The sequence below is a fragment of the Bradyrhizobium sp. HKCCYLRH3099 genome, assembly GCF_051167855.1.
Classification (GTDB): domain Bacteria; phylum Pseudomonadota; class Alphaproteobacteria; order Rhizobiales; family Xanthobacteraceae; genus Bradyrhizobium.
This window is the reverse complement of the sequence record NZ_JBNPTW010000014.1, coordinates 65,447-88,733: the sequence shown is the minus strand read 5'-3', so window position 1 is coordinate 88,733 and position 23,287 is coordinate 65,447. Positions and strand designations below refer to the sequence as shown.

General features: G+C 67.7%; 18 protein-coding genes. 9 read left to right on the top strand and 9 right to left on the bottom strand.

The annotated features are described in order from the left end of the window. Positions 1–200: 200 nt before the first annotated feature. Complete coding sequence (locus tag ACQR1Y_RS23920) at positions 201–539, top strand: Rieske 2Fe-2S domain-containing protein (RefSeq protein ID WP_434878447.1); 339 nt, start codon at positions 201–203, stop codon at positions 537–539. 47 nt (positions 540–586) lie between these two features. Beyond that, complete coding sequence (locus ACQR1Y_RS23915; protein ID WP_434878446.1) at positions 587–1,054, top strand: J domain-containing protein; 468 nt, start codon at positions 587–589, stop codon at positions 1,052–1,054. A gap of 15 nt (positions 1,055–1,069) precedes the next feature. Here the strand turns inward: ACQR1Y_RS23915 and ACQR1Y_RS23910 are convergent, their stop codons facing one another. After that, entirely contained in the window at positions 1,070–2,053 is a 984-nt protein-coding gene (locus ACQR1Y_RS23910; protein ID WP_434878445.1) for a GlxA family transcriptional regulator, read from the bottom strand. Between the two features lie 56 nt (positions 2,054–2,109). Between ACQR1Y_RS23910 and ACQR1Y_RS23905 the strand changes: the two genes are divergently transcribed. From ACQR1Y_RS23905 to ACQR1Y_RS23890, 4 genes are read left to right on the top strand one after another with little or no spacing between them, the layout of a single operon-like run. Next, complete coding sequence (locus tag ACQR1Y_RS23905; protein ID WP_434878444.1) at positions 2,110–3,360, top strand: sarcosine oxidase subunit beta family protein; 1,251 nt, start codon at positions 2,110–2,112, stop codon at positions 3,358–3,360. Positions 3,361–3,368: 8 nt separating this feature from the next. Further along, positions 3,369–3,632: a sarcosine oxidase subunit delta gene (locus tag ACQR1Y_RS23900; protein ID WP_434878443.1), complete on the top strand. Its 264-nt coding sequence runs from the start codon at positions 3,369–3,371 to the stop codon at positions 3,630–3,632. Continuing rightward, entirely contained in the window at positions 3,629–6,607 is a 2,979-nt protein-coding gene (locus ACQR1Y_RS23895; RefSeq protein WP_434878442.1) for a sarcosine oxidase subunit alpha family protein, read from the top strand. Before ACQR1Y_RS23900 ends, ACQR1Y_RS23895 begins: the two co-directional genes overlap by 4 nt. Next, positions 6,600–7,196 (top strand): sarcosine oxidase subunit gamma, encoded by a 597-nt coding sequence (locus tag ACQR1Y_RS23890; protein ID WP_434878441.1) that lies wholly within the window; start codon positions 6,600–6,602, stop codon positions 7,194–7,196. The genes ACQR1Y_RS23895 and ACQR1Y_RS23890 overlap by 8 nt, the downstream gene beginning before the upstream one ends. Positions 7,197–7,510: 314 nt before the next feature. On the opposite strand, the gene glnT is transcribed toward ACQR1Y_RS23890, so the two are convergent. The 4 genes from glnT to ACQR1Y_RS23870 all read right to left on the bottom strand — a co-directional run bounded on the left by glnT (position 7,511) and on the right by ACQR1Y_RS23870 (position 11,802). Next, on the bottom strand, positions 7,511–8,809 hold the full coding sequence (gene glnT / locus ACQR1Y_RS23885; protein ID WP_434878440.1) for a type III glutamate--ammonia ligase: 1,299 nt from the start codon (positions 8,807–8,809) through the stop codon (positions 7,511–7,513). Positions 8,810–8,889: 80 nt separating this feature from the next. Then, positions 8,890–10,215: an FMN-binding glutamate synthase family protein gene (locus tag ACQR1Y_RS23880; protein ID WP_434878439.1), complete on the bottom strand. Its 1,326-nt coding sequence runs from the start codon at positions 10,213–10,215 to the stop codon at positions 8,890–8,892. Positions 10,216–10,225: 10 nt separating this feature from the next. Next, the gene (locus ACQR1Y_RS23875; RefSeq protein ID WP_434878438.1) at positions 10,226–10,909 is read right to left on the bottom strand and encodes a protein glxC; all 684 of its coding nucleotides are present in this window, start codon (positions 10,907–10,909) and stop codon (positions 10,226–10,228) included. Then, the gene (locus tag ACQR1Y_RS23870; protein WP_434878437.1) at positions 10,909–11,802 is read right to left on the bottom strand and encodes a class II glutamine amidotransferase; all 894 of its coding nucleotides are present in this window, start codon (positions 11,800–11,802) and stop codon (positions 10,909–10,911) included. The genes ACQR1Y_RS23875 and ACQR1Y_RS23870 overlap by 1 nt, the downstream gene beginning before the upstream one ends. Positions 11,803–12,054: 252 nt before the next feature. On the opposite strand from ACQR1Y_RS23870, the gene ACQR1Y_RS23865 reads away from it, so the two are divergent. Then, positions 12,055–12,729 (top strand): helix-turn-helix domain-containing protein, encoded by a 675-nt coding sequence (locus tag ACQR1Y_RS23865; protein WP_434878436.1) that lies wholly within the window; start codon positions 12,055–12,057, stop codon positions 12,727–12,729. 83 nt (positions 12,730–12,812) lie between these two features. On the opposite strand, the gene adh is transcribed toward ACQR1Y_RS23865, so the two are convergent. Continuing rightward, on the bottom strand, positions 12,813–14,330 hold the full coding sequence (gene adh / locus ACQR1Y_RS23860) for an aldehyde dehydrogenase (protein ID WP_434878435.1): 1,518 nt from the start codon (positions 14,328–14,330) through the stop codon (positions 12,813–12,815). 138 nt (positions 14,331–14,468) lie between these two features. After that, complete coding sequence (locus ACQR1Y_RS23855) at positions 14,469–15,467, bottom strand: helix-turn-helix domain-containing protein (RefSeq protein WP_434878434.1); 999 nt, start codon at positions 15,465–15,467, stop codon at positions 14,469–14,471. A 368-nt stretch (positions 15,468–15,835) separates the two neighbouring features. Here ACQR1Y_RS23855 and ACQR1Y_RS23850 point away from each other — a divergent pair, with 368 nt between their 5' ends. Together ACQR1Y_RS23850 and aroQ are read left to right on the top strand one after the other, a co-directional pair. Further along, on the top strand, positions 15,836–18,028 hold the full coding sequence (locus tag ACQR1Y_RS23850) for a methyl-accepting chemotaxis protein (protein ID WP_434878433.1): 2,193 nt from the start codon (positions 15,836–15,838) through the stop codon (positions 18,026–18,028). 254 nt (positions 18,029–18,282) lie between these two features. Further along, positions 18,283–18,741, top strand: coding sequence for a type II 3-dehydroquinate dehydratase (aroQ, locus tag ACQR1Y_RS23845; RefSeq protein WP_434878432.1), 459 nt, complete (start codon positions 18,283–18,285; stop codon positions 18,739–18,741). Between the two features lie 164 nt (positions 18,742–18,905). Here the strand turns inward: aroQ and ACQR1Y_RS23840 are convergent, their stop codons facing one another. Continuing rightward, positions 18,906–20,330, bottom strand: coding sequence for a CapA family protein (locus ACQR1Y_RS23840; RefSeq protein ID WP_434878431.1), 1,425 nt, complete (start codon positions 20,328–20,330; stop codon positions 18,906–18,908). After that, on the bottom strand, positions 20,327–23,155 hold the full coding sequence (locus ACQR1Y_RS23835) for a DUF3160 domain-containing protein (RefSeq protein ID WP_434878430.1): 2,829 nt from the start codon (positions 23,153–23,155) through the stop codon (positions 20,327–20,329). The genes ACQR1Y_RS23840 and ACQR1Y_RS23835 overlap by 4 nt, the downstream gene beginning before the upstream one ends. Positions 23,156–23,287: the final 132 nt, after the last annotated feature.

The window sequence follows — 23,287 nt, the reverse complement described above, 5'->3', positions numbered from 1 at the left end:
CAGCCGGTTCACGTTGCCATCGCGATCGAGAGACGCCGCCCACGGGGCGGCGTTGTCTTTGGTGGAGCGCACTCCACAGCTGTAGGGCGAGACGCTCTCGGCATGTCGCGTTCGCGACAAACTGACGATGATCGGTCGCATAATCGGCTGGTCCGGAACTTGCGTGAAACGATCCGGCGTCACGTTTCACGGACCTTTCCATGGCTTTCACTGTCGTCTGTCCGACAAGCGCGGTTTCCGAAGGCGGCATGGGCCTGTTTCAGGTCGGCAAGAAGAGCGTGCTGCTGCTCTGGCCGGCTGGGGGCCAGCTGACCGCGTGGCGCGGCCGCTGCCCGCATGCCGACGTGCCGCTGACCGACGCGACCTTCGACGGCAAGACCATCACCTGCCCGCATCATCAATGGGGCTTCGACAGTGTCAGCGGCAAATGCGTCACGCATCTCGTCCGCAACGCGCTGCATTCCTACCCGCTGCAGATCGAGGGCGATGAGATTCAGGTCGATGTCGGGCCGCTCAAGCCGGCCCGGACATCGGCCTGATCGCCTCGCATGCTCCGGCGGGAGATCGACTCGGCGAGATCGGCAGCATGACACTCTCAGCGGAATGGGTGATCTGGAACGGCACGATGGGGATCGTCGATACGGTGCGGCTCGCCCCTGTCGTTGATGAAGCGGACGGACGGCTCGCGCGGCTGGCGCCGCCCTATGACGTCGTCGGGCCGTTCAGCCTCGACGAGTTGGAGACGCACGGCCGGATCGCCTTCGGCGCCTGCCTCGTGATGTCCCAGCAGCGCTGGCGCGAGGATCAGGACACGCTCCGGCGCGAGGCGCGCGCGGCACGGCGCACACTGCTGGATCAGCTTTCGCGCGACGACGAGGACGACGCCTTTCGCACCATCCTGGGTCTTCCGCCGCAAGGCCGGCTGGCGGCATCGGACATCAACGCCGCGTTCCGCCGGCTCGCCAAATCAGCGCATCCCGACGCCGGCGGCAGCAACGACATGTATCGACGCATCTCCGAGGCACGCGAAGCTTTGCTGGCGCAACTCGGCTGACATGTACGCTCAGCATCAGCGCGCCACGCGCTCCTCGCGCGGCGCGAGGCCGAACTGGCGGCGATAGCAGCGCGCGAAATGCATCGGCGTGGCAAAGCCTGTCGCCAGCGCGACCTCGCCGATCGCCATCGTGCTCTGGCGCAGCAGCACCCGCGCCTGCTCGAGCCGGACCAAGAGATAGCGGCGGTGGATCGTGGTGCCGAGATGCCGGACGAACAGACGCTCGAGCTGCCGCAACGAGAGTCCGGCGAGACGTGCCAGCTCCGCGGGTGCGAGCGGCCGCTCGATCCGCTTCTCCATCCGCGAGAGCGCATCGACCAGCTTGGGGTGATGCACGCCGAAACGCTCCGCCGGCGACAGCCGCTGCGCGGCCTCGCCACGGCGGATCTCGGTCTGCAGAAACCAGTCGCTGACAGCCGACGCGAGACGCGCGCCGTGATCGATCCGGATCATCGCATGCATCATGTCGAGCGCGGCGATGCCGCCGGCGCAGGTGAAGCGGTCGCGGTCGATCTCGAACAGCGAGCGGCTGAGCGGCAGCGCCGGAAACGTCTCCCGGAACGCTGGCATGTGCTCCCAGTGGATCGTGCAGCGATAGCCCTGCAGCAACCCCGCCTGCGCCAGGATGAACGGGCCGGCGGAGACCCCGATCAGGCGGATGCCGTGGCGCGTGGCGCGTCGGAGATAGGCCAGCGTCGGCGGATGTGAAAACGCCGCCGGATTGCCGCCGGCGCACACCACGATCGAGTCGAACCGCGCCGCGCTCCCGATCGTCGCGTCGGCCGGAATTCGTACGCCGTTCGACGCCGGGATGTCGGAGCCGCGGATGGCCACGTGACGCCAGCGATAGAGCGTCCGGCCGCTGAGCACGTTGGCAGCGCGCAGCGGCTCGACGGCCGACGCATAGGACATCAGCGCGAAGCCCGGGATGAGCAGGAAGCCGACGCGGTGCACCCGCGCCTCGTCGTTTTTCGACATCTTCTGGTCGTTTCTGGACATGTCCGCCCTGCCATAGCAACGCACAGTGCCCGACGCAATCGGATGGTCCCACGCGCATGCGCTACTCGCTGTTCTCCCTCGCCCGCCAGGCCCTGCGCGGTCATCGCGACTGGCAGCCGGCCTGGCGCGACGCCGCTCCGAAGGCGAGCTACGACGTGATCATCGTCGGTGGCGGCGGGCATGGGCTCGCGACCGCCTACTACCTCGCCAGGGAGCATGGCATCCGCAACGTCGCCGTGGTCGAGAAGGGCTGGATCGGCTCGGGTAATGCCGGCCGCAACACCACGATCATCCGCTCCAATTATCTGCTGCCCGGCAACGAGCCATTCTACGAATGGTCGATGAAGCTGTGGGAAGGACTGGAGCAGGACCTGAACTACAATACGATGGTCAGCCAGCGCGGCGTGCTGAACCTCTATCACTCCGATGCGCAGCGCGATGCGTTTGCCCGGCGCGGCAATGCGATGCGGCTGGCGGGCGCCGATGCCGAGCTGCTCGATGCCGACGCCGTCAGGCGCATGCTGCCGTGGCTCGATTTCGACAATGCGCGGTTTCCGATCAAGGGCGGCCTGCTGCAGCGGCGCGGCGGCACCGCGCGCCATGATGCCGTGGTCTGGGGCTATGCGCGGGCGGCCAGCGATCGCGGCGTCGACATCATCCAGAACTGCGAGGTCACCGGCTTCCTGCGCGACGGCGATCGCATCACCGGCGTCACGACGACGCGCGGCCCCATCCAGGCCGGCAAGGTCGGGCTCGCGGTCGCCGGCAGCAGCTCGCGGGTCGCGCAGCTTGCGGGCTTGCGGCTGCCGATCGAGAGCCACGTGCTGCAGGCCTTCGTCTCGGAGGCGATCAAGCCGCTGATCCCCGGCGTGATCACCTTCGGCGCCGGCCATTTCTACATCAGCCAGTCCGACAAGGGCGGGCTCGTGTTCGGCGGCGACATCGACGGCTACAATTCCTATGCCCAGCGCGGCAATCTGCCGACCATCGAGGACGTCTGCGAGGGCGGCATGGCGCTGATGCCGATGATCGGCCGCGTGCGCATGCTGCGCTCCTGGGGCGGTCTGGTCGACATGTCGATGGACGGCTCGCCGATCATCGACCGCACGCCGCTGGCTGGGCTCTATCTCAACGCCGGCTGGTGCTATGGCGGCTTCAAGGCGACGCCCGGCTCCGGCTGGTGCTTCGCGCATCTGCTGGCGCACGACACGCCGCATCCCGTTGCATCAGCCTATCGCCTCGACCGTTTCGCGACCGGCCACCTGATCGACGAAAAAGGTCAGGGCGCGCAGCCGAACCTGCATTGAGGCCGTCCATGCGTCTTCCCTGCCCCTTCTGCGGCGAGCGTGACCTGATCGAGTTCGCCTATCATGGCGATCCCGAGCCGCGCCCGGATCCGGCCGTCCCCGACGCGCAGCAACGCTTCTTCGATGCGGTCTACCTGCGCGACAACCCGGCCGGCCGTCATCAGGAGCTGTGGTACCACGCCCAGGGTTGCCGCAGCTGGCTGCTGGTCACGCGCGACACCCGCACGCACGAGATCCTCGATGCGTCGCTCGCCAGGAAGGGCGCGGCATGACGGCGCATCTCCATCGTCTTGCATCGGGCGGCCGGATCGATCGTAGCAAGCCGATCCGCTTCAGCTTCGACGACGTCTCCTATCAGGGCTACGCCGGCGACACGCTGGCCTCGGCGCTGCTTGCGAACGGCGTCCGCCTGGTCGGCCGCTCCTTCAAATATCACCGCCCGCGCGGCATCCTGACCGCCGGGCCGGAGGAGCCGAATGCGCTGGTCGAGCTGCGCGCGGGCGCACGGCGCGAGCCGAACACGCGCGCGACGACGATCGAGCTGCACGACGGCCTGCAGGCCTGGAGCCAGAATCGCTGGCCGTCGCTGCGCCACGATGTCGGCGCGATCAACTCGCTGCTGTCGCCGCTGTTCGTCGCCGGCTTCTACTACAAGACCTTCATGTGGCCGGCCGCGTTCTGGGAGAAGGTCTACGAGCCGGCGATCCGCCATGCGGCCGGCCTCGGCCGCGCCAGCACCGAAGCCGATCCGGACAGCTATGAGAAGATCAACGCCTTCTGCGACGTGCTGGTCATCGGCGGCGGACCTGCGGGGCTCACAGCGGCGCTGGCCGCCGGCCGCAGCGGCGCACGCGTGATCCTCTGCGACGAGGACTTTGCCCTCGGCGGCCGGCTGAACGCGGACGCTAGAGAGATCGACGGCAAGCCCGGCGTCGCATGGGCCGAGGGCATCGCGGACGAGCTGATATCGCTGCCGAACGTCCGCATCCTCACGCGCACCAGCGTGTTCGGCGTCTATGACGGCGGCACCTATGGCGCGCTCGAGCGCGTGTCCGACCATCTCGCCGAGCCGCGGCCGCATCAGCCCCGCCAGCGGCTCTGGAAGATCGTCGCGAAACGCGCCGTGCTTGCCAGCGGCGCTATCGAGCGCCCGATCGTGTTCGGCGGCAACGATCGTCCAAGCGTGATGATGGCCGCCAGCGTGCGCAGCTATGTCAACCGTTTCGCGGTGACGCCCGGCCACGAGGCCGCGATCTACACCGGCTGTGACGATGCCTGGACCACCGCGTTCGATCTGGCGCGCCATGGTGTCACGATCGTCGCCATCATCGATCACCGCTCTACCGTCGCCGCACCGCTACGCGCCGAGGCGACGCGGCTCGGCATCCCCGTCCATATCGGCGCCGACGTGATCGACACGCGCGGACGGCACGGCCTGCGGGCGATCACGATCCGCACCGCTGACGGTCGCGCGCCAACGCTGCGCGCCGATCTGCTGGCGATGTCCGCCGGCTGGTCGCCCAATCTCGGCTTGACCACCCATCTCGGTCACCGGCCGCGCTGGTCGGAGACGGCGACGGCCTTCGTTCCTGACGGCCTGCCACCGGGCATGAGCATCGCCGGCGCCGTATCGGGCGCGTTCAGCCTCGCGGAGGCGCTCCGGCAAGGCACCATGCTGGGCGCCGCTGCCGCGGACGCCGCGGGCTTCGCCGGCGCCGCTCCTCCGGTGCCGCGCGCCGACGATGACAAGGTGGAACTGTCGCCATTCTGGCATGTCGCCGCATCGCGCGCGAAAGCCTTCGTCGATTTCCAGCACGACGTGACCAGCGCCGACGTCGCGCTGGCGGCGCGCGAAGGCTTCCGTTCGGTCGAGCTGTTGAAGCGCTACACGACCCTGGGCATGGCGACCGACCAGGGCAAGACTTCGAACATCAACGGCCATGCCATGATGGCCGAGCTGACCGGCCGCACCATGGCCGAGATCGGCACCACCATGTTCCGCGCGCCGGTGGCGCCGGTCGCGATCGGCGCCTTTGCCGGCCATCATCGCGGCCGCGACTTCCGGCCGACGCGGCTGACCGCGGGCCATGCCTGGGCCGAACAGAACGGCGCAAGCTTCGTCGAGACCGGCGCCTGGCTGCGTGCGCAATGGTTCACGCGACCGGGAGAAGCCGACTGGCTGCCGATCGTCTCGCGCGAGGTACGCGAGGTCCGCAGCAAGGTCGGCGTTTGCGATGTGTCGACGCTCGGCAAGATCGACGTGCAAGGCAGCGATGCCGGCCTCTTCCTCGATCGCGTCTACATCAACATGGTCTCGACCCTGCCCGTCGGCAAGACGCGCTACGGCGTGATGCTGCGCGAAGACGGAATCGTGATGGACGACGGCACCGCCGCCCGCTTCGCGCCCGACCATTACGTCGTGTCGACTACGACCGCGAATGCTGCCAAGGTCATGCAGCATCTCGAGCATGCGCGCCAGGTGCTATGGCCGGAGCTCGACGTGCAGATCGTCTCGGTCACCGAGCAATGGTCGCAATATTCCATCGCCGGCCCGCAGGCGCGGCAACTGCTGGAGCGGCTGCTCGGCGACTCCCTCGACGTCTCCAACGCCGCGCTGCCCTATCTCGGCTGCGTCGAATTCGTCTGGCGTGGCGTGCCGGCGCGGCTGTTCCGCGTCTCGTTCTCCGGCGAGCTCGCCTATGAGATCGCGGTGCCCGCGCCGTATGGCGACGCGGCGATCCGCGCGATCATGGCGGCGGGCGCCGAATTCGGGATCACGCCCTACGGCACCGAGGCGCTCGGCGTGATGCGCATCGAGAAGGGCCATGTCGCCGGCAACGAGATCAACGGCACCACCACCGCCGCCGATCTCGGCCTGGGGCGGATGATGTCAACGAAGAAGGACTATATCGGCCGCGTGCTGGCGCAACGCCCGGGCCTCGTCGATCCCGAGCGGCCGACGCTGGTGGGCCTGCGTCCCGTCGACCCGCTGGCGCGGCTGCGCGCCGGCGCCCACATCCTCGCGCGCGGCGCGGCGCCGACCACGGAGAATGACGAGGGCTACGTCACCTCGGTGGCGTTCTCGCCGATGCTCGGACATTGGATCGGCCTCGCGCTGGTGAAGCGCGGACCGCAGCGGATTGGCGAGCGCATGCGCGCCTATGATCCGGTGCGCGATGGCGACACCGAGGTCGAGCTGGTGTCACCGGTCTTTGTCGATCCAGACGGAGCGCGGCTGCATGCCTGACAGCAGCTTGTCATCGCGGGCCGCTCTGACCGATCACATCGTGCCTCCGCAGGGGAGCCGGGTGACGATCGTCGAGCGCGCGGATCTCGGCCTCGCCACCCTGCAGGCGCGCAAGGGCCAGGACACTGCGTTGCGCGAAGCCGTCCAACATCATTATGGCCTGACGCTGCCACGCACGCCGGCCGTCGTGGGCACGGACTCCATCGCCTTCGTCGGCCTCGGTCCGCAGCATTGGCTCGCCGTCTCCGACGGGCGCAGCCATCTGCTCGCCCCGTCGCTGAAGGCCGCGATCGGCCCGCTCGGCTCCGTCGTCGACCAGAGCGGCGGCTATGCCGTGGTCCGCGTCGGCGGCCCGGCCATCCGCGACGTCCTCGCCAAGAGCTTTCCGATCGACCTGCACGACGGTGCCTTCCCGCCGGGTGCTGCAGCAACCACGGTGGTGGGCCACATCGGCGCGATCATGTGGCGCAATGCCGACGAGCACGGCCATCCCTGCTTCGACATCGCCGTCTTCCGCAGCCTGTCGCAAAGTTTCTGGCGCTGGTTCTCCGACGCCGCGGCGGAGTTCGGCGGCGAGGTGAAGACGTAGCGCAGCGCGCACGGCCGTAAGGTGGGCAAAGGCGCGTTGCACGCCGTGAGTTGTCGGCCGCGATGTCGCGCGCCGTGCCCACCATCTCGATAGAGCTGAACCAGACAGTCGGTGGGCACACCATCGCGCGGCTTCCGCCGCGCGCTGTCTTTGCCACCCTACACGCCCGCTCTTTCCAACGTCATTGCGAGCGCAGCGAAGCAATCCAGAGTCGCACGCGGGACTCTGGATTGCTTCGTCGCGTCGCTCCTCGCAATGACGTGGAGAGAGCCGGGCATGACATGGCCAGCGTCATGTTCTGGGACGCCGCCGCATCAGCAGTCCAGCGTCGTCTCGCGCTCCCACTCCGTCAGGTGCCGCGCATAGGCGTTCCATTCCTCGGTCTTGAGCTTGACGTAGCAGGGAATGAAATCGCCGAGCTTCTCGCTCAGGACCTCCGAGGCCTGCAGCGCGCGGATGGCGTCGAGCAGGTTGAGCGGCAGCTTCTTGCCGGTCTTCACGGTGTGGCCATCGGTATACATGTTGATGTCGAGGCGCGGGCCGGGGTCGCGATCATGCGCGATGCCGTCGAGGCCGGCGGCGAGCAGACCGGCCTGCAGCAGATAGGGATTGGCGGCGCCGTCGGCGAGGCGCACCTCGAAGCGGCCGGCTTCGGGGATGCGGATCAGATGCGTGCGGTTGTTGCCGGAATAGGTGACGGAGTTCGGCGCCCAGCTCGCGCCCGACGTCGTCCGCGCCGCGTTGATGCGCTTGTAGGAGTTGACGGTGGGATTGAACAGCGCGGCCAGCGCGTCGGCCGAATGCATGATGCCGCCGAGGAACTGATAGCCCAGCTTGGAGACGCCCAGCTCGCCGGATTCGTCCTCGAACAGATTGCGGCCGTCCTTCCACACGGAGACATGGGCGTGGCAGCCATTGCCCGTGAGGTCGACGAACGGCTTCGGCATGAAGGTGGCGCGCAGGCCGTGCTTCTCGGCGATCGAGCGCACCATATATTTGAAGAAGGCGTGGCGGTCGGCGGTCTTGAGCGCGGTGTCGAACTCCCAGTTCATCTCGAACTGGCCGTTGGCGTCCTCATGGTCGTTCTGATACGGCTTCCAGCCCAGCGCCAGCATGGAATCGCAGATCTCGGCGATCACCTCGTAGCGGCGCATCAGCGCCTGCTGGTCGTAGCATGGCTTCGACTGCTTGTCGGCGACGTCGGACGGCGCGCTGCCATCCGACGTGATCAGGAAGAACTCGCATTCGACGCCGGATTTCAGCTCGTAGCCCTGCGCGGCGGCGTCCGCGATCATGCGCTTGAGCAAATTGCGCGGCGCGTGGGCCACCGGCTTGCCGTTCATCCAGGGATCGGCGGCGAGCCAGCCGACCTCCGGCTTCCACGGCAGCTGGATCAGGCTCGCCGGATCGGGCATCGCGAACACGTCGGGATCGGCCGGCGTCATGTCGAGCCAGGTGGCGAAGCCGGCGAAACCCGCGCCGGTCTTGACCATGCCGTCGATGGCGGAGGCCGGGACCAGCTTGGCGCGCTGGACGCCGAACAGGTCGGTGTAGGAGATCAGGAAGTATTTGATGCCCCGCTCGCACGCGACGGCATGGAGACTACTCGACATGGTTTCCCCTTTGAGTCCTCGAAAGACCCCGGCATCTTCAATCCGTCGATCTCGTCAGCGGCGCGCGCAGCACAGCCAGCCTATTTGTCGAGCCCCGGAATCCAGTTGGTGCCTGCAAGCGGCACGCCAGCCATGGCCGCCGCCTCGATCGTCAAGGCGACGAGATCCTCAGGCTCAAGATTGTGCACGTGGCTCTTGCCGCAGGCGCGCGCGATGGTCTGCGCCTCCAGGGTCAGCACAGAGAGATAGTTGGCGAGCCGGCGACCGGCCTTGACCGGATCGAGCCGCGCGGCGAGCGCAGGGTCCTGCGTGGTGATCCCCGCGGGATCGAGCCCCTCCTGCCAATCGTCATAGGCGCCGGCCGTGGTGCCGAGCTTCTGGTACTCGGCCTCCCATTGCGGATCATTGTCGCCGAGCGCGATCAGCGCCGCCGTGCCGACCGAAACAGCGTCGGCGCCGAGCGCGAGCGCCTTGGCGACGTCAGCGCCGGTGCGGATGCCGCCGGAGACGATCAGCTGCAGCTTGCGATGCAGGCCGAGATCCTGCAGCGCCTGCACCGCCGGGCGGATCGCCGCCAAGGTCGGCAGGCCGACATTCTCGATGAAGACATCCTGCGTCGCCGCCGTGCCGCCCTGCATGCCGTCGAGCACGATGACGTCCGCGCCGGACTTCGCCGCCAGCGCCGTGTCGTAATAGGGACGGCTGGCGCCGACTTTCACATAGATCGGCTTCTCCCAATCGGTGATCTCGCGCAACTCCTCGATCTTGATCTCGAGGTCGTCGGGGCCGGTCCAGTCCGGATGCCGGCAGGCCGAGCGCTGGTCGATGCCCTCCGGCAAGGTGCGCATCTTGGCGACGCGGGCAGAAATTTTCTGCCCCAGCAGCATGCCGCCGCCGCCCGGCTTGGCGCCCTGCCCGATCACGATCTCGATCGCGTCGGCCTTGCGCAGATCATCCGGATTCATGCCGTAGCGCGACGGCAGGTACTGATAGACGAGAATCGAGGAATGCCCGCGCTCCTCCGGCGTCATGCCGCCGTCGCCTGTCGTCGTCGAGGTGCCGACGGCGGACGCACCGCGGCCCAGCGCCTCCTTCGCGGGACCGGACAGCGAGCCGAAGCTCATGCCGGCGACCGTCACGGGAATCTTCAGCTTGATCGGCTTCTTCGCGAAGCGCGTGCCGAGCGTGACGTCGGTGCCGCACTTCTCGCGATAGCCTTCGAGCGGATAGCGCGAGATCGACGCGCCGAGAAACAAGAGATCGTCGAAATGCGGCAGCGCGCGCTTGGCGCCGCCGCCTCTGATGTCATAGATGCCGGTCGCGGCCGCGCGCTGGATCTCGGCGATCACGTTCGGGTTGAAGGTCGCGGAGAAGCGCGGCGGGGTGCGATGCGGAGGCACGGACATCGGGATGGCCTCAATAAGCGTCGACATTGTCGATGTGGAAGTGATAGAGGCGCCGCGCCGAGCCGTAGAGCTTGAAGTCGCCGGCCACGGCATCAACCCCGGCGCGCTTCAGCACGGCGGTGAGGATCGCGCGATCTTCCTCCGTCATCGGCTTCTCGATGCAGTCGGCGCCGAGGCTTGCGACGCGGCCGCGCACGAACAGCCGGGCCTCGTAGATGGAATCGCCGAGCGCATCGCCGGCGTCGCCGAGCACGACGAGATTGCCGGCCTGCGCCATGAACGCGCTCATCGGCCCGATCGAGCCCTTCACGACGATGTCGATGCCCTTCATCGAGATGCCGCAGCGCGCCGAGGCATTGCCCTCGATCACCAGCAGGCCGCCACAGCCGGTAGCGCCCGCCGACTGGCTGGCATCGCCTTTGACGCGGACCTCGCCCGACATCATGTTCTCGGCGACGCCGACGCCGGCATTGCCGGAGATCACGACCGTCGCGGTCTTGTTCATGCCCGCGCAGTAGTAGCCGACATGCCCGTCGATCTCGACAGTCACCGGCGCATCGAGCCCGCAGGCGACGGCGTGCTTGCCAAGGGGATTGCTGACGACCCAATGCGTCTCATTGGTGGTCGGCGACAGCGCGTGGAGCGCGGCATTGAGCTCGCGCAGCGGCGCCTTGGCGAGATCGAAGCTCGGCATCAGCCACGCTCCCAGACGTAGACGGTGGCGGGCTCGGGCTCGAAGATGTGCGCCTTGTCGACGCCGGGCAGGCCCGCGAGCGCGCGATACTCCGAGCCGAACGCGACGTAGTCGTCGGTCTCGGCCATCACGGCCGGCTTGCAGGAGATCGGGTCGCGCAGCACTGCGAAGCCGGTCTCGGTGCCGACAACAAAGGTGTAGAAGCCGTCGAGATCGGACAGGCTGCTGGTCAGCGCCTCCTTCAGCGAGGCGCCTTCGCGAATGCGCCAGCTCAGATAGCCGGCCGCGACCTCGGTATCGTTCTCAGTCGAAAAGCGCATGCCCTCCCGCTGCAGCATGCGGCGGACGCCGTTGTGGTTCGACAGCGAGCCGTTGTGCACCAGGCACTGATCGAGCCCGGTCGAGAACGGATGCGCGCCGCGCGTCGTCACGGCAGATTCCGTCGCCATGCGGGTATGGCCGATGCCGTGGCTGCCGGTCATGCGCGACAGGCCGAAGCGCTGCGTGACCTGCTCGGGACGGCCGACCTCCTTGTACAACTCCATCCGCGCGCCGGCGCCGACGAAGCTGATGTCGTCACGGCCCTCGATGAAGGCGCGCGCCGCCTTCTCTTTGTCGAAGCAGATCGACACCACGGCGTGGGTGTCATGCAAGGTCAGCGCCGGCGTCTCGTCGATCGCCTTGCCGAGCTCGGCAACGGCGCGTCGCAGGATCTCCTCATCGGCGCCGCTGATGGTGAGCTTGACGCGTCCCTGGGTGCGATCGCCGTAGACGGCGAAGCCCGCGCTGTCCGGACCGCGGTCGCTCATCACGACGAGCATGTCGCCCAGCAATGCGCCGAGCTCCGGCTCCAGCCGCGGAGCCTTGAGAAACAGCCCGACGATTCCGCACATGCGCCGCTCCGATCCACATCATTGTGGGACGGGCTGGCCCCCGTCCCACCATCAGGATAGCGAGCCAACCGTTCTCGTCAAGAAACTTTTGTTCATTTCAGGAAAATCGATCCGACAACAAACCATGAGAGCGCGGGAGGGGATGGCAAGGCGCAGAATGGGCGCTCACACTGGCCGCGAGGGCTGCCGCGGCGTATAGAGAATAGAACGGTCAGGCCGCGGCAAGCCGCCGGCGAGCGAGCGAGGTTTCCTGTGGCGAAAGGCGCCGCGAAGCAATCCAGGAAGGGCAAGGCGGACACGCCGTCAGCGGAGCCCGAGCTGCTCACCGGCTCCCTGGCGCCGAAAGAGGCCACGCCGACGCTGGAATCGGAGATCGGCGCCGAGGTCCGCCGGCTGCGCAAGGATCTCGATCTCACCGTCTCCGAGCTCGGCATCGCCGCGGGGATCTCGGCGGGCATGCTGTCGAAGATCGAGAACGGCTCGATCTCGCCGTCGCTGGCGACGTTGTCGGCGCTCGCCAAGGCGCTGAACGTGCCGATCGCGCGGCTGTTCCGCGAGAACGGCGAGGAGCGCGACTGCTCCTTCGTGAAAGCCGGCCAGGGCGTGCGCATCGAGCGGCGCGGCACCAAGGCCGGCCATCTCTACGACCTGCTCGGCCACTCGCTCGGCGGCGACGTCGTGGTCGAGCCCTATCTGATCACGCTGAAGGGCGACGCCGTCCCCTACACCGATTTCCGCCATGCCGGCGTCGAGTTCATCTACATGCTCTCCGGCAAGGTGCGCTACCGCCATGCCGACCGGCTGTATCTGCTGGAGCCGGGCGACGCGCTGTTCTTCGACGCCGCCGCGCGCCACGGGCCCGAAGAGCTGATCAAGGCGCCGATGACCTATCTGTCGGTGATCATCTATCCCAGGCGCAGCCGGTAACCGCGAAGCGCGGCTGCCGCGCGCACACGCACAAGCCGGTCAGGCGCTCTTGACCGACCGGCTTGGCGCGCGGCGAGCAGCCTTCAGAAGAAACCGAGCTTCTTCGGGCTGTAGCTCACCAGCATGTTCTTGGTCTGCTGGTAATGGTCGAGCATGACCTTGTGGGTCTCGCGGCCGACGCCCGACTGCTTGTAGCCGCCGAACGCGGCATGCGCGGGATAGGCATGGTAGCAGTTGGTCCAGACCCGCCCGGCCTGGATGGCGCGGCCGAAGCGGTAGCAGGTGTTGGCGTCGCGGCTCCAGACGCCGGCCCCCAGGCCGTAGAGCGTGTCGTTGGCGATCGACAAGGCCTCGTCCTCGGTCTTGAAGGTCGTGACCGAGACGACGGGCCCGAAGATCTCCTCCTGGAACACGCGCATCTTGTTGTGGCCCTTGAACACCGTCGGCTTGACGTAGTAGCCGCCGGCGAGATCGCCGCTGAGCACGTTCCGCTCACCGCCGATCAGGAGTTGCGCGCCCTCGTTCTTGCCGATGTCGATATAGGACAGGATCTTCGACATCTGCTCCGACGAGGCCTGGGCGCCGATCATCGTGGCCGGATCGAGCGGGCTGCCCTGCACGATCGCGCCGACGCGCTGAAGCGCGCGCTCCATGAACCGCTCGTAGATCGACTCGTGGATCAGTGCGCGGCTCGGGCAGGTGCAGACCTCGCCCTGGTTGAGCGCGAACATCACGAAGCCTTCGATCGCCTTGTCCAGAAAATCGTCGTCCTCGGCGCAGACATCCTTGAAGAAGATGTTCGGCGACTTGCCGCCGAGCTCGAGCGTCACGGGAATCAGGTTCTGCGAGGCGTATTGCATGATCAGCCGGCCGGTCGAGGTCTCGCCGGTGAAGGCGATCTTGGCGATGCGCGGCGAGGAGGCCAGCGGTTTGCCGGCCTCGAGGCCGAAGCCGTTGACGACGTTGAGCACGCCCGCCGGCAGCAGGTCGCCGATGATCTCCATCCAGACCATGATCGAGGCCGGGGTCTGCTCCGCCGGCTTCATCACGACGCAATTGCCCGCCGCGAGCGCGGGGGCGAGCTTCCACGCCGCCATCAGGATCGGGAAATTCCAGGGAATGATCTGGCCGACGACGCCGAGCGGCTCGTGGAAGTGATAGGCGATGGTGTCGTGGTCGATCTCGGCGATCGAACCTTCCTGGCCACGGATGACGCCGGCGAAATAGCGGAAGTGATCGATCGCGAGCGGAATGTCGGCCGCGGTCGTCTCGCGGATCGGCTTGCCGTTGTCCCAGGTCTCGGCCAGCGCGAGCGTGGCGAGATTGGCCTCCATGCGGTCAGCGATCCTGTTGAGGATCAGCGCGCGCTCGGTGACGCTGGTGCGCGCCCAGCCGTCCTTGGCGGCATGCGCCGCATCGAGCGCGGCCTCGATGTCGGAGGCATCGGAGCGCGCGATCTGGCACACCGGCTGGCCGGTGATCGGCGAAATATTGTCGAAGTATTTTCCGGCGCTCGGAGCCTTCCAGCCGCCGCCGATGAAGTTGTCGTAACGCGCAGCGAAAGGCGGCTTGAGCGCCGCATGGACGTCAACCTTGGTCATTTCTCTCTCCCATACACGCCGATGTCCACGGCGTTGGAGAGAGGCTCGGTCAAACCGGGTTTTCGGACCAGTGGCCGGCGGCGGTGAGTCGCCGGAAGTGTCGCAGTTCTGCGACAAGGCGACTGGCAAAACTGCGCTTCAGCGCTCCAGCCCGAGCCGCTTCATCTTCCGATGCAGGGTGGCGCGCGACATGTCGAGCTCCTTGGCGGCCTTCGAGACGTTGCCGGCGGCACGCGCGAGCGCGCGCTTCAGCACCGCGCGCTCGGCCGCGTCGATATCGTCACTCTCGCTCCGCGCCCCCCTGATCAGGTCGCTCGCCGGGACCGGCCGCGCCAGTGCCGACGCCGACAGGCCGAGCGCACGACGCGCCGCACGCGTGGCGCCGACGACGAGATCGTTGCTGTCCACCGCGAGCAGCGAGTTGATCTCGCGCTCGCTCTCCGGTGTCAGCACGATGCGCGCCTGCGGAAAGGCCTGGCGGAAATTCTCCGCCTCGATGAGGCGCGCGGCGTCCGCGACCGTGGTCGAGATCAGGCGGCCGAAACCTTCGGTGAGATCCGTCCGGCATGACGACACGTCAAGTGCCGCCCTGAGCTGGCCATTCTCGTCGAAGATCGGCGCGGTCGTGCAGAACAGCCGGGAATTGCGGGTGAGGTAATGCTGGTCCCGGTCGATGGTCAGCGGCCGCTTCTCGACCAGGCAGGTGCCGATCGCATTGGTGCCCTCGTGCCGCTCGCTCCACACAGCGCCGGTCCACAGCCCCCAGGACTCGAATGTCGCATCGTCCCCGCGGGCGCCACGCCGGTCGAGCACCGTGCCGTCGGCATCGGCCAGGAGCACCGAGCAGCCGACGCCGCCGACGGCAAGAAACAGCCGGTCGAGGCTCGCTTGCGCGATCGCGAGCAGCCGTCCCAGGCGCTCCCGCGCCACATTGATCTCGGTGGCCGTCAGACGGCGGGACGGAGCATGGGTCGCCGGATCGAGTGCATGGAGATGGCCGGAGCGACGCCATGAGGCTGCGAGCGCCGAGACCGCCGGGCTGGCGGTGGCATCGTCCTTGAGATCGCCTTTGGTATCGCTTTTGGCGACAGCATCCAGCACGCGATCGGAATGCGCACTCCCGGGCGCGCGCCGCATGTCACTCCTCCTGGCCTTCTCCCAGCAGCGATCTTCTTTGCCGGCATATTATGGCGAATACAGCACCCCTGATTGACCGAGGTCAAGCAACGCGCCCGGACGCCGGCCTCTCGAACGAGTAGCCGCAAGACGCATGCGGCAGCGGCCACCCCGCTTGCGTGTCGTTCCGACAACCGGCAACCTCCACGTTTCCGGACAATTACCGGGTGTCGCAAGGCTGCGACACAAGCGGGCGCGAAACGACCGGCGAGCCAGTCTGCGGGCGCCATTCCTCAAAACGCGTTAATTCCGGTTCCCCATGGTTCCCGCATGCGCCCAACGCACGCCCCGAGACTGAGGTCGCGCGACAAACATCAAGCGAGAGAACCATGCGACTGACATCCTTTGCGGCCATCCGCTCCATCCAGACCAAGATCGCCCTGATCGCGGGCGTCTGCCTCGTCCTCACCTGCATTGTCCTGATCGGCTACGGCCTGTTCTCGACACAGAGCATGAATCAGTTCGTCAACCGCGAGGTGATGCAGCTGGTCGATCAGCAGACCAAGGAAAGCCTGATGAACCGGGCGGCCGCCGAGGCCAACGTCATCAAGGCCGAGCTGGAGGTCGGATTTGATGCGGCGCGCACCCTGGCGCATTCCTTCGCGGTGCTGGCGGACGACAAGAGCGGCATCGACGCCGCCTCGCGCCGCACGCAGCTCAACGCCGTTCTGCGGCGCGTGCTGGAGCTCAACCCGGCGTTCAACGGCACCTACTCGGCCTGGGAGCCCGGCGCGCTCGACGGCAATGACAACGCGTTCAAGGGACGCAAGGACGTCGGCTCCGATCAGACCGGCCGCTTCCTGCCCTACTGGACGCGCAGCGCCGGCGGCGCGATCGCGGTCCAGCCGCTGGTCGAATACGACAGCAGCGAGCGTCATCCTAACGGTCTCGTGAAGGGCGCCTGGTACATCAACCCGAGCAGCACGGGTAAGGAGAACATCCTCGGACCGCTGCCCTACATCGTCCAGGGCAAGCCGGTGTTTCTGGCCACGATGTCGGTGCCGGTGATGATCGACGGCAAATTCCGCGGCCTCGCCGGCGCCGACTACAATCTCGATTTCGTTCAGACGCTCGCGACCAAGATGAACGCCTCGCTGTTCGGCGGCAAGGGCAAGGTCGTGATCCTCAACGACACCGGGCTCGTGGTCGCCGACAGCGCCAATCACGACGTCATCGGCAAGGCCGCGACATCAGCCGATCCGCGCTGGACCGACAGCGCCGCCATCGTCCGCACCGGCAAGGGAACGGTTCAGGACGATCCCAATGTCACCGACATCGACATCTACGCACCCATTCGCCTTGGCCTCACCAACACGCCGTGGTCGGTCGTGATCTCGATCCCGCGCCATGTCGTGCTGGCCTCGGCGCAGCAGCTCGACGCTTCGCTGAGCGGCCGCTCGACCACCAACACGATCTGGCAGCTCGGCGTCGGCATCGTGATCACGGCGCTCGCGATCTTCCTGATCGCCGTTGCGGCGCGCAGCATCGCCCGTCCGATCCAGGCCTGCGCTGTCTTCGCCGACGGCATCGCCAAGGGCGACTTCAACCAGAACCTGACGATCGACCAGGCCGATGAGGTCGGCGCGCTCGCCACGTCGCTGAAGGCGATGCAGGGCGACCTGAAGCGCAGCATCGCGCAGCGTGCGGAGGACCAGGCGGCCGCGGACGCGGAGCGCAGGCGGGCGATGAACGTGATGGCGGACCAGTTCGAGGCTTCGGTGGGCGGTATCGTCGAGACGGTCTCGGCCGCCTCGCACACGCTCGAAACGTCGGCGGGTACGCTGACCATGACCGCGGACCAGGCCGAGAAGCTCGCCACGACCGTCGCCGTCGCCTCGGAGCAGGCGTCGACCAACGTGCAGTCGGTGGCGTCGGCGACCGAGCAGATGGCGTCGTCGGTCACCGAGATCAGCCGCCGGGTGCAACAATCCGCGCAGATGGCGAACGATGCGGTGACCCAGGCGCGAAGCACCACGGGCCGCGTCGGCGAGCTCTCCAAGGCCGCGGCGCGGATCGGCGATGTCGTCGAGCTGATCAACAGCATCGCCGGCCAGACCAACCTGCTCGCGCTCAACGCGACCATCGAGGCGGCGCGCGCCGGCGATGCCGGACGCGGCTTCGCGGTGGTCGCCACCGAGGTCAAGGCGCTCGCCGAGCAGACGGCGAAGGCGACCGGCGACATCGGCCAGCAGATCGCGGGCATTCAGACCGCGACCCAGGAGTCGGTCACCGCGATCCGCGAGATCAGTGACACGATCGAGCGGCTGTCGGAGATTTCGGCCACGATCGCGGCCGCGGTCGAGGAACAGGGAGCCGCGACGCAGGAAATCTCCCGCAACGTGCAGCAGGCCGCCCAAGGCACGCAGCAGGTCTCATCCAACATCACCGACGTGCAACGTGGTGCGACGCAGACCGGCACCGCCTCGTCGGAGGTGCTGTCGGCCGCGAAGCTGCTGTCGCGGGACAGCGGCCGGCTCAAGGACGAGGTAAGCAGGTTCCTCGGCTCTGTCCGCGCCAGCTGAGCCGTCGCGTCCGGCAGACGACCACACTCTCTGACCGGAGCTGACCAGAGCCCCGCCCATCGGCGGGGCTCATGTCGTTCAGGGTGACGATCGAGACGCCCAGAGATGACGACTTATCCCCTGTCGTCAGAAAGATGCTGGCAGACCGCCCCCACTTGGTGCGATTGTCCGCCCCAGCGCGATCGCGCAATCCGAAACCCGCCATTAAGCTGCAGGCGGCAAAGGTCCTGCGCATCGCCGATTGGAGTCCTCTCATGAGCCGCCTCGTCTATGTTCTCAACGGCCCCAACCTGAACCTGCTGGGCAAGCGCCAGCCTGAGATCTACGGCCATGAGACGCTGGCCGATGTGGAGCGCGACTGCCGGTCGCTCGCAACCGAGCTCGGCCTGGAGATCCGCTTCCAGCAGTCGAATCGCGAATATGAGCTGATCGACTGGATTCACGAGGCGCGCGAGACCGCCGCCGCCATCGTCATCAATCCCGGCGCGTTCACCCATACGTCGGTCGCGATCCTCGATGCGCTCAATGCGTTCGACGGCACGGTCATCGAGGTGCACATTTCCAACGTGCACAAGCGCGAGGAATTTCGTCACCACTCGTTCGTCTCCAAACGCGCCGACGGCGTGATGGCGGGCTTCGGCACCCAGGGCTATCAGCTCGCGCTGCGACGCGTCGCCAAGCTGCTCGATGACGGCAAGGCCGTTGCTGGCTGAGACGCCGTCAGTCCGGGGCAGCCCTGAAGGGGCTGAACCCGGACTCTCGAGATCGCCTGATCAGCTCGGAACTCCGGGTTGGATGCTGCGCCCCGGAATGACGGCTGCAGACATCAGCACCGCAGGCGCCCGCCGCAGCGATCCACTTGAAGCCATGCGCCTGCTCAATCGCCCTGGGCGAATCGCCCCGCGCAACGCGCATCGAGCGCGCCGTCGCTCACACCGGTGAAGCCGAAGCCGTTCCAGGCATAGACCTGGGTCCGTGTCGATGACGGCGTCGCCGTATCCAGCATGATGAAGGAATCGCCGCGATGCAGGGCGCAGAGATAGGATTGCCCCGCATCATCGGCGATCAGCACCGCATCGAGCAGCGGCCAGGCCAGCGCCGAGCCGCGCCACTTGGCCACCAGGCCGTGCGGCGTGACGTCGTAGACATAGGGACGGGGACCGTCCTCACCGTCGATCGGCGAGGCATGGCGTTCGAGCGTGAACAGCAGCGGTGGCTCGCCGGCCATCAGGCGTCCGGCTTCCGCTGACAGCAGCGCACGCGGCGGCGTTCGCCAGCGGCTCGCCGCCGCGCGGCCTTCGATAACGAAGCGGTCCGAGACAATCTCGCCGTCGCGAATCCAGGGACCGATGGCAAGCCCTGACACGCGCAACGGCGCTCCCGCTGTCACGGAACACTGGGCGAGACCCGCCTGCGGCTGCTCGGGCGCCGCCAAGGCGGGATAGGCCGAGCCCTCCGGCGTCCTCGTCTGCAGGCCGCCGCAGGCCAGCCGGTCGTCCTTGATCGCGCAATCGGCGATCAGGCCGCGCTTGGTCAGCGGATATTTCTGGTCGAAGACGTGATTGCCGAGCGAGTAGAACACCGGCTTGCCATCGACGCAGGCCGGCGGCTGCACGACGTGCGGATGCGCGCCGATGATGAGATCGGCGCCCTGCGCGACCAGCCACCTCGCCGCAGCCTCCTGCTCCGGCACGACCCAGTCGGCGAGCTCCTTGCCCCAATGCACGGAGACGATCACCCAGTCCGCCAGCGCCCGCGCCAGCCGCAGCTTCCGCGCGACCTGCCACGATGGGATCCGATCGACAAGATCATCGCGGCCTGGAACGAGGTTCACGCTGATCAGCGCCAGCGTACGGTCGCGAACCTTGACGAAGGCCGGCGACTCCGCCGCTCCGATCGCGCCGAGCCCGGCCGCCTGCAGCGCCGCGCGGGTCGCCTTGCGCCCCGCCGCGCCGAGATCACCCGCATGATTGTTGGCAAGGCCGAGCGCGGTGAAGCCGGCGTCCTTGAGCAGCGGCACCAGCTTCGGCTCGACCGCGAAGCACAGCTCCTTCGGCGCATCGCAGGCGTCCGCCGGTCCGACGGTGCCTTCGAAATTGCCGACCACGAGATCGGCGCCCCGAAACGTGTCTCGCAGGCCATGCCATGGCGACAGGCCGTGGCGGGCGTCGATCTCCCGCGCCACCTGCCGCGCCAGCATGATGTCGCCGGTGAACAGCAGCCGCGCCGCCTCGGACTCCGCCGCATCCGCCACTGCCACGCCGGACAACATCAGCAGCAGCGCTAGCGCTGCGCGCCTCACGGCTGCCGCGCCGGACACGACAACACGTTCGCCGACAGATGCCGCGCCACCCAGTCCGGCCGCGGCTGCGCATCGACCATCTTGCGCCATTCGGCATCGTCGAGCGGCCGGGGCGAGGCGAACTCGTAATAGGAATAGACGCCGCCCTTGACGATCTGCGAGCGACCGCCATGCGGCACGATCTGGTCCCATTCCAGCGGCCGTCCGACGCCGAGCTCGCGCGTCGTCCCGGGCGCGTCGGCCACGTCGACCACCTTCATCATCGGATCTGGGTTGGACAGCGCATATTGCGGGTTCGACAGGCTGGAGAAGATCAGGAAATTGTGCTCAGCGGCGCGGGCGACATATTGGATCAGCCTGTAGTCCTCCGCGCTCAGCGTCTCGCCCTTCAACTCCTTCTCCGCAATCCTCTGATATTTGCGGATGGAGTCGCGAGACTCCGTCAGGCGCCGGACGATGCCGTCGCGCAGACGCGCATTGGCCGCCGCATCTGCCGCGAGGCTCCGGCCGTCCCGCACCATCCCGATGGTCGCCTCGAACAGATCGGCGATGGCCGCGAAGCTCGCCGGATCGGGCTCGACATAGCCGCGCGGCGGCTGCATCACGATCGCCTCGAAGCCGCCCTCGCCGCATTCGGCCACCGTCTTGTCGTTGACCAGCACCGTGGCGTGGCGCAGCGTCGCCCAGGATGCGAGCCCCGTCTGCAGGCGCTTGGCGTTCCAGACCGGGCCCGCGACGGCCGACGACGTGGTGCTGTCGGCCCATTGCGTTGCCAGCGTCGCGATCCAGGAATCGTAGAGGCTGTTGCGCGACTTGCCGCCGGCCGCGGCGAAGCGCTGGCGCACCGCGGCGATGCGGCCGGCGAGATTGGGATAGGCGGCGAAGTCGCGGCTGAGCAGCTCGCTTGCCAACCGATTGCCGGCGACGGCCGCGAAGTCCAGGCCCGACGGCAACAGGCGCGAGCCGCCGTCGCGCGTCACGATCCGCTCGGCGGCCGGCCGATCGGCGTGGTCTACGACATTGTCGAGCGCCTCATTGTCCCAGCCCCAGGACAACGGAAACAGCCGCGGGCCGCGCGTGTCCGGATGCGAGGCGATGGTCGAGGCCGCGCCGCCCCACACGAGGTCGAGCCGCGATGAGGCGATGAACGGCCGGTACACCGCGATCCAGTCGGTCGCCGCCCTGCCGACGGACGCATCGAGGCCGCGCAGCATCGCGGTGTCCTCGGCCGACAGCGGCAGCGCGCTGAGATAGCGCACCGCGCCGAAATAGCGCTTCTGCGCGTCCGTCGTGTAGTGCCCGCGCGGCTTGAACTGCGCAAAGTCCAGCGTCTCCTGCAGCGCCAGGGACTGTTCGGCGCCGCGGGCCGCGACGATGAGACGTGCTTCGGCATTCGACTCGCTACGGCCATCGAGCACGGCATGCGCCGCGGCGAACGCCTTGGCCATGCGGCTGCCCGGATGCCGCTTGGCAAGCTCCGCATCGGCGGCAGCGACGAAGCGGGCGAAGGCCGGCCCGGCCTGCTCGCGCTCGAGGATGATGAACAGCCCGTCGAAGGCGGCGCTGTACAATTCCCAGAACAAATCCGTGGTGACGAAATAGGGCCGCGTCGGCACCCGCGTGTCGGGCGCGCCGCATTGATAGGACTCGGTGTCATACAGCTTGTAGAGCTGGTCCATCTCCGGCAGCCGCCGGAACAGGCCGCGGTCTCGCACGAACGCCTGCTGGTCGGCGGCGCTCTCCATGTACATCCAGGCATTGGCGACGTCGGCCAGCGGCACCGAGATCGGCAGATAATGCAGGCTCCTGACGGCACGGTTCGTGGTGAGCGCGATCACCCCGCGCCCGTCCGGCATCTGCGACGGCACCGAGTCGAGCTTGTACTCGCCGAGCGCGGCCTGGTCGGAATTGTCGACCAGGCCCTTGATGCGGATGCCGGGCTGGCCGGGCTGCCAGTCGATCATGGCGATGCCGTTCGGCGTGTAGGTCAAGGTATGGCCGCAATCGCGGCCGAGCGGCGCGCTCTTGCCCCAATTGTCGGCGGCGTAGGTCAGTCTGTGCAGGCATTTCTTCTGGTCCTCCCACAGCAGCTGATTGCCGGCGGGATGGAATTGCAGCGGCAGCGCCGATGCCGCGATGGTCGTGTTCGGCGCCTCGTCATCGTCCTTCTTGCCAGCGTCGCGCTGCGGCCCGACCACGGTGTAGAGCCCCTTGCCGGTCTCGGTCACCGTACGCAGCGCATAGGCGCCGCTGGCGAGCTTCTCGCCGAAGAACAGGCGCAGCACCGGCGCCTTCTCGCCGTTGACCTCGAACGGACGCGGGCCGACGACCAGCCGGCGCAGCGATGCGGCGCTGCTGTAGACCGTTGTCGGCGTGAAGCCCGCCGCGGCCGCATCGAGCTTGAGGATCTGCGAGCCGCGCTCGGTCGTGGCGAGCAGGAACACCGCCTTGCCGCGGGGATGCCAGGTGATCGAGACGAGCCGCGTCTGCGCCGGCACGTCGATCCGGCGGGAGAAGCCGTCGCGGCCGAACGCCCAGAATGCCACCTGCTGGCGGTGTGCGGCGTCCTCGACGATGACGGCGGCTTCACGGCCGGTCGGCGACGCCTCGTAGTCGCGCAACGACAGCCCCTGCGGCAGATCGAACGCGACCGGCTCGGCCGGCGAGCGCGCCACCACGATCTCCTCCTCGTCATAGGCGAACGGGCCCTGATAAGGCTCGCTCGGCGCGGCGGCTTCGTCGACGAGCGGCGTCTGCGCGCGGGTGCCGGTCACCCCGATCAGCAGGGCGCCACAGACGAGCAACGCGCGCGAGACGATTGTCATGCCATCCTCCGTTTTGCCGTTCACGCGGCCGGATCATTTTGTCCGTGCGCGGCGTCGAAACGTTCAATGCGGCGACGCATGGGCGTGCGCAACAGAAAAGGCCACCTGGGGGCTCCAGGCGGCCTGTCGTCT

Bases quoted from the DNA above. Each gene is read 5' to 3' on its own strand.
- glnT (WP_434878440.1), bottom strand. From the start codon at position 8,809: ATGTCGAGTAGTCTCCATGCCGTCGCGTGCGAGCGGGGCATCAAATAC.
- ACQR1Y_RS23915 (WP_434878446.1), top strand. From the start codon at position 587: ATGACACTCTCAGCGGAATGGGTGATCTGGAACGGCACGATGGGGATC.
- adh (WP_434878435.1), bottom strand. From the start codon at position 14,330: ATGACCAAGGTTGACGTCCATGCGGCGCTCAAGCCGCCTTTCGCTGCG.
- ACQR1Y_RS23875 (WP_434878438.1), bottom strand. From the start codon at position 10,909: ATGCCGAGCTTCGATCTCGCCAAGGCGCCGCTGCGCGAGCTCAATGCC.
- ACQR1Y_RS23895 (WP_434878442.1), top strand. From the start codon at position 3,629: ATGACGGCGCATCTCCATCGTCTTGCATCGGGCGGCCGGATCGATCGT.
- ACQR1Y_RS23835 (WP_434878430.1), bottom strand. From the start codon at position 23,155: ATGACAATCGTCTCGCGCGCGTTGCTCGTCTGTGGCGCCCTGCTGATC.
- ACQR1Y_RS23855 (WP_434878434.1), bottom strand. From the start codon at position 15,467: ATGCGGCGCGCGCCCGGGAGTGCGCATTCCGATCGCGTGCTGGATGCT.
- ACQR1Y_RS23920 (WP_434878447.1), top strand. From the start codon at position 201: ATGGCTTTCACTGTCGTCTGTCCGACAAGCGCGGTTTCCGAAGGCGGC.
- ACQR1Y_RS23900 (WP_434878443.1), top strand. From the start codon at position 3,369: ATGCGTCTTCCCTGCCCCTTCTGCGGCGAGCGTGACCTGATCGAGTTC.
- ACQR1Y_RS23880 (WP_434878439.1), bottom strand. From the start codon at position 10,215: ATGTCCGTGCCTCCGCATCGCACCCCGCCGCGCTTCTCCGCGACCTTC.
- ACQR1Y_RS23890 (WP_434878441.1), top strand. From the start codon at position 6,600: ATGCCTGACAGCAGCTTGTCATCGCGGGCCGCTCTGACCGATCACATC.
- ACQR1Y_RS23850 (WP_434878433.1), top strand. From the start codon at position 15,836: ATGCGACTGACATCCTTTGCGGCCATCCGCTCCATCCAGACCAAGATC.
- ACQR1Y_RS23870 (WP_434878437.1), bottom strand. From the start codon at position 11,802: ATGTGCGGAATCGTCGGGCTGTTTCTCAAGGCTCCGCGGCTGGAGCCG.
- ACQR1Y_RS23905 (WP_434878444.1), top strand. From the start codon at position 2,110: ATGCGCTACTCGCTGTTCTCCCTCGCCCGCCAGGCCCTGCGCGGTCAT.
- aroQ (WP_434878432.1), top strand. From the start codon at position 18,283: ATGAGCCGCCTCGTCTATGTTCTCAACGGCCCCAACCTGAACCTGCTG.
- ACQR1Y_RS23910 (WP_434878445.1), bottom strand. From the start codon at position 2,053: ATGTCCAGAAACGACCAGAAGATGTCGAAAAACGACGAGGCGCGGGTG.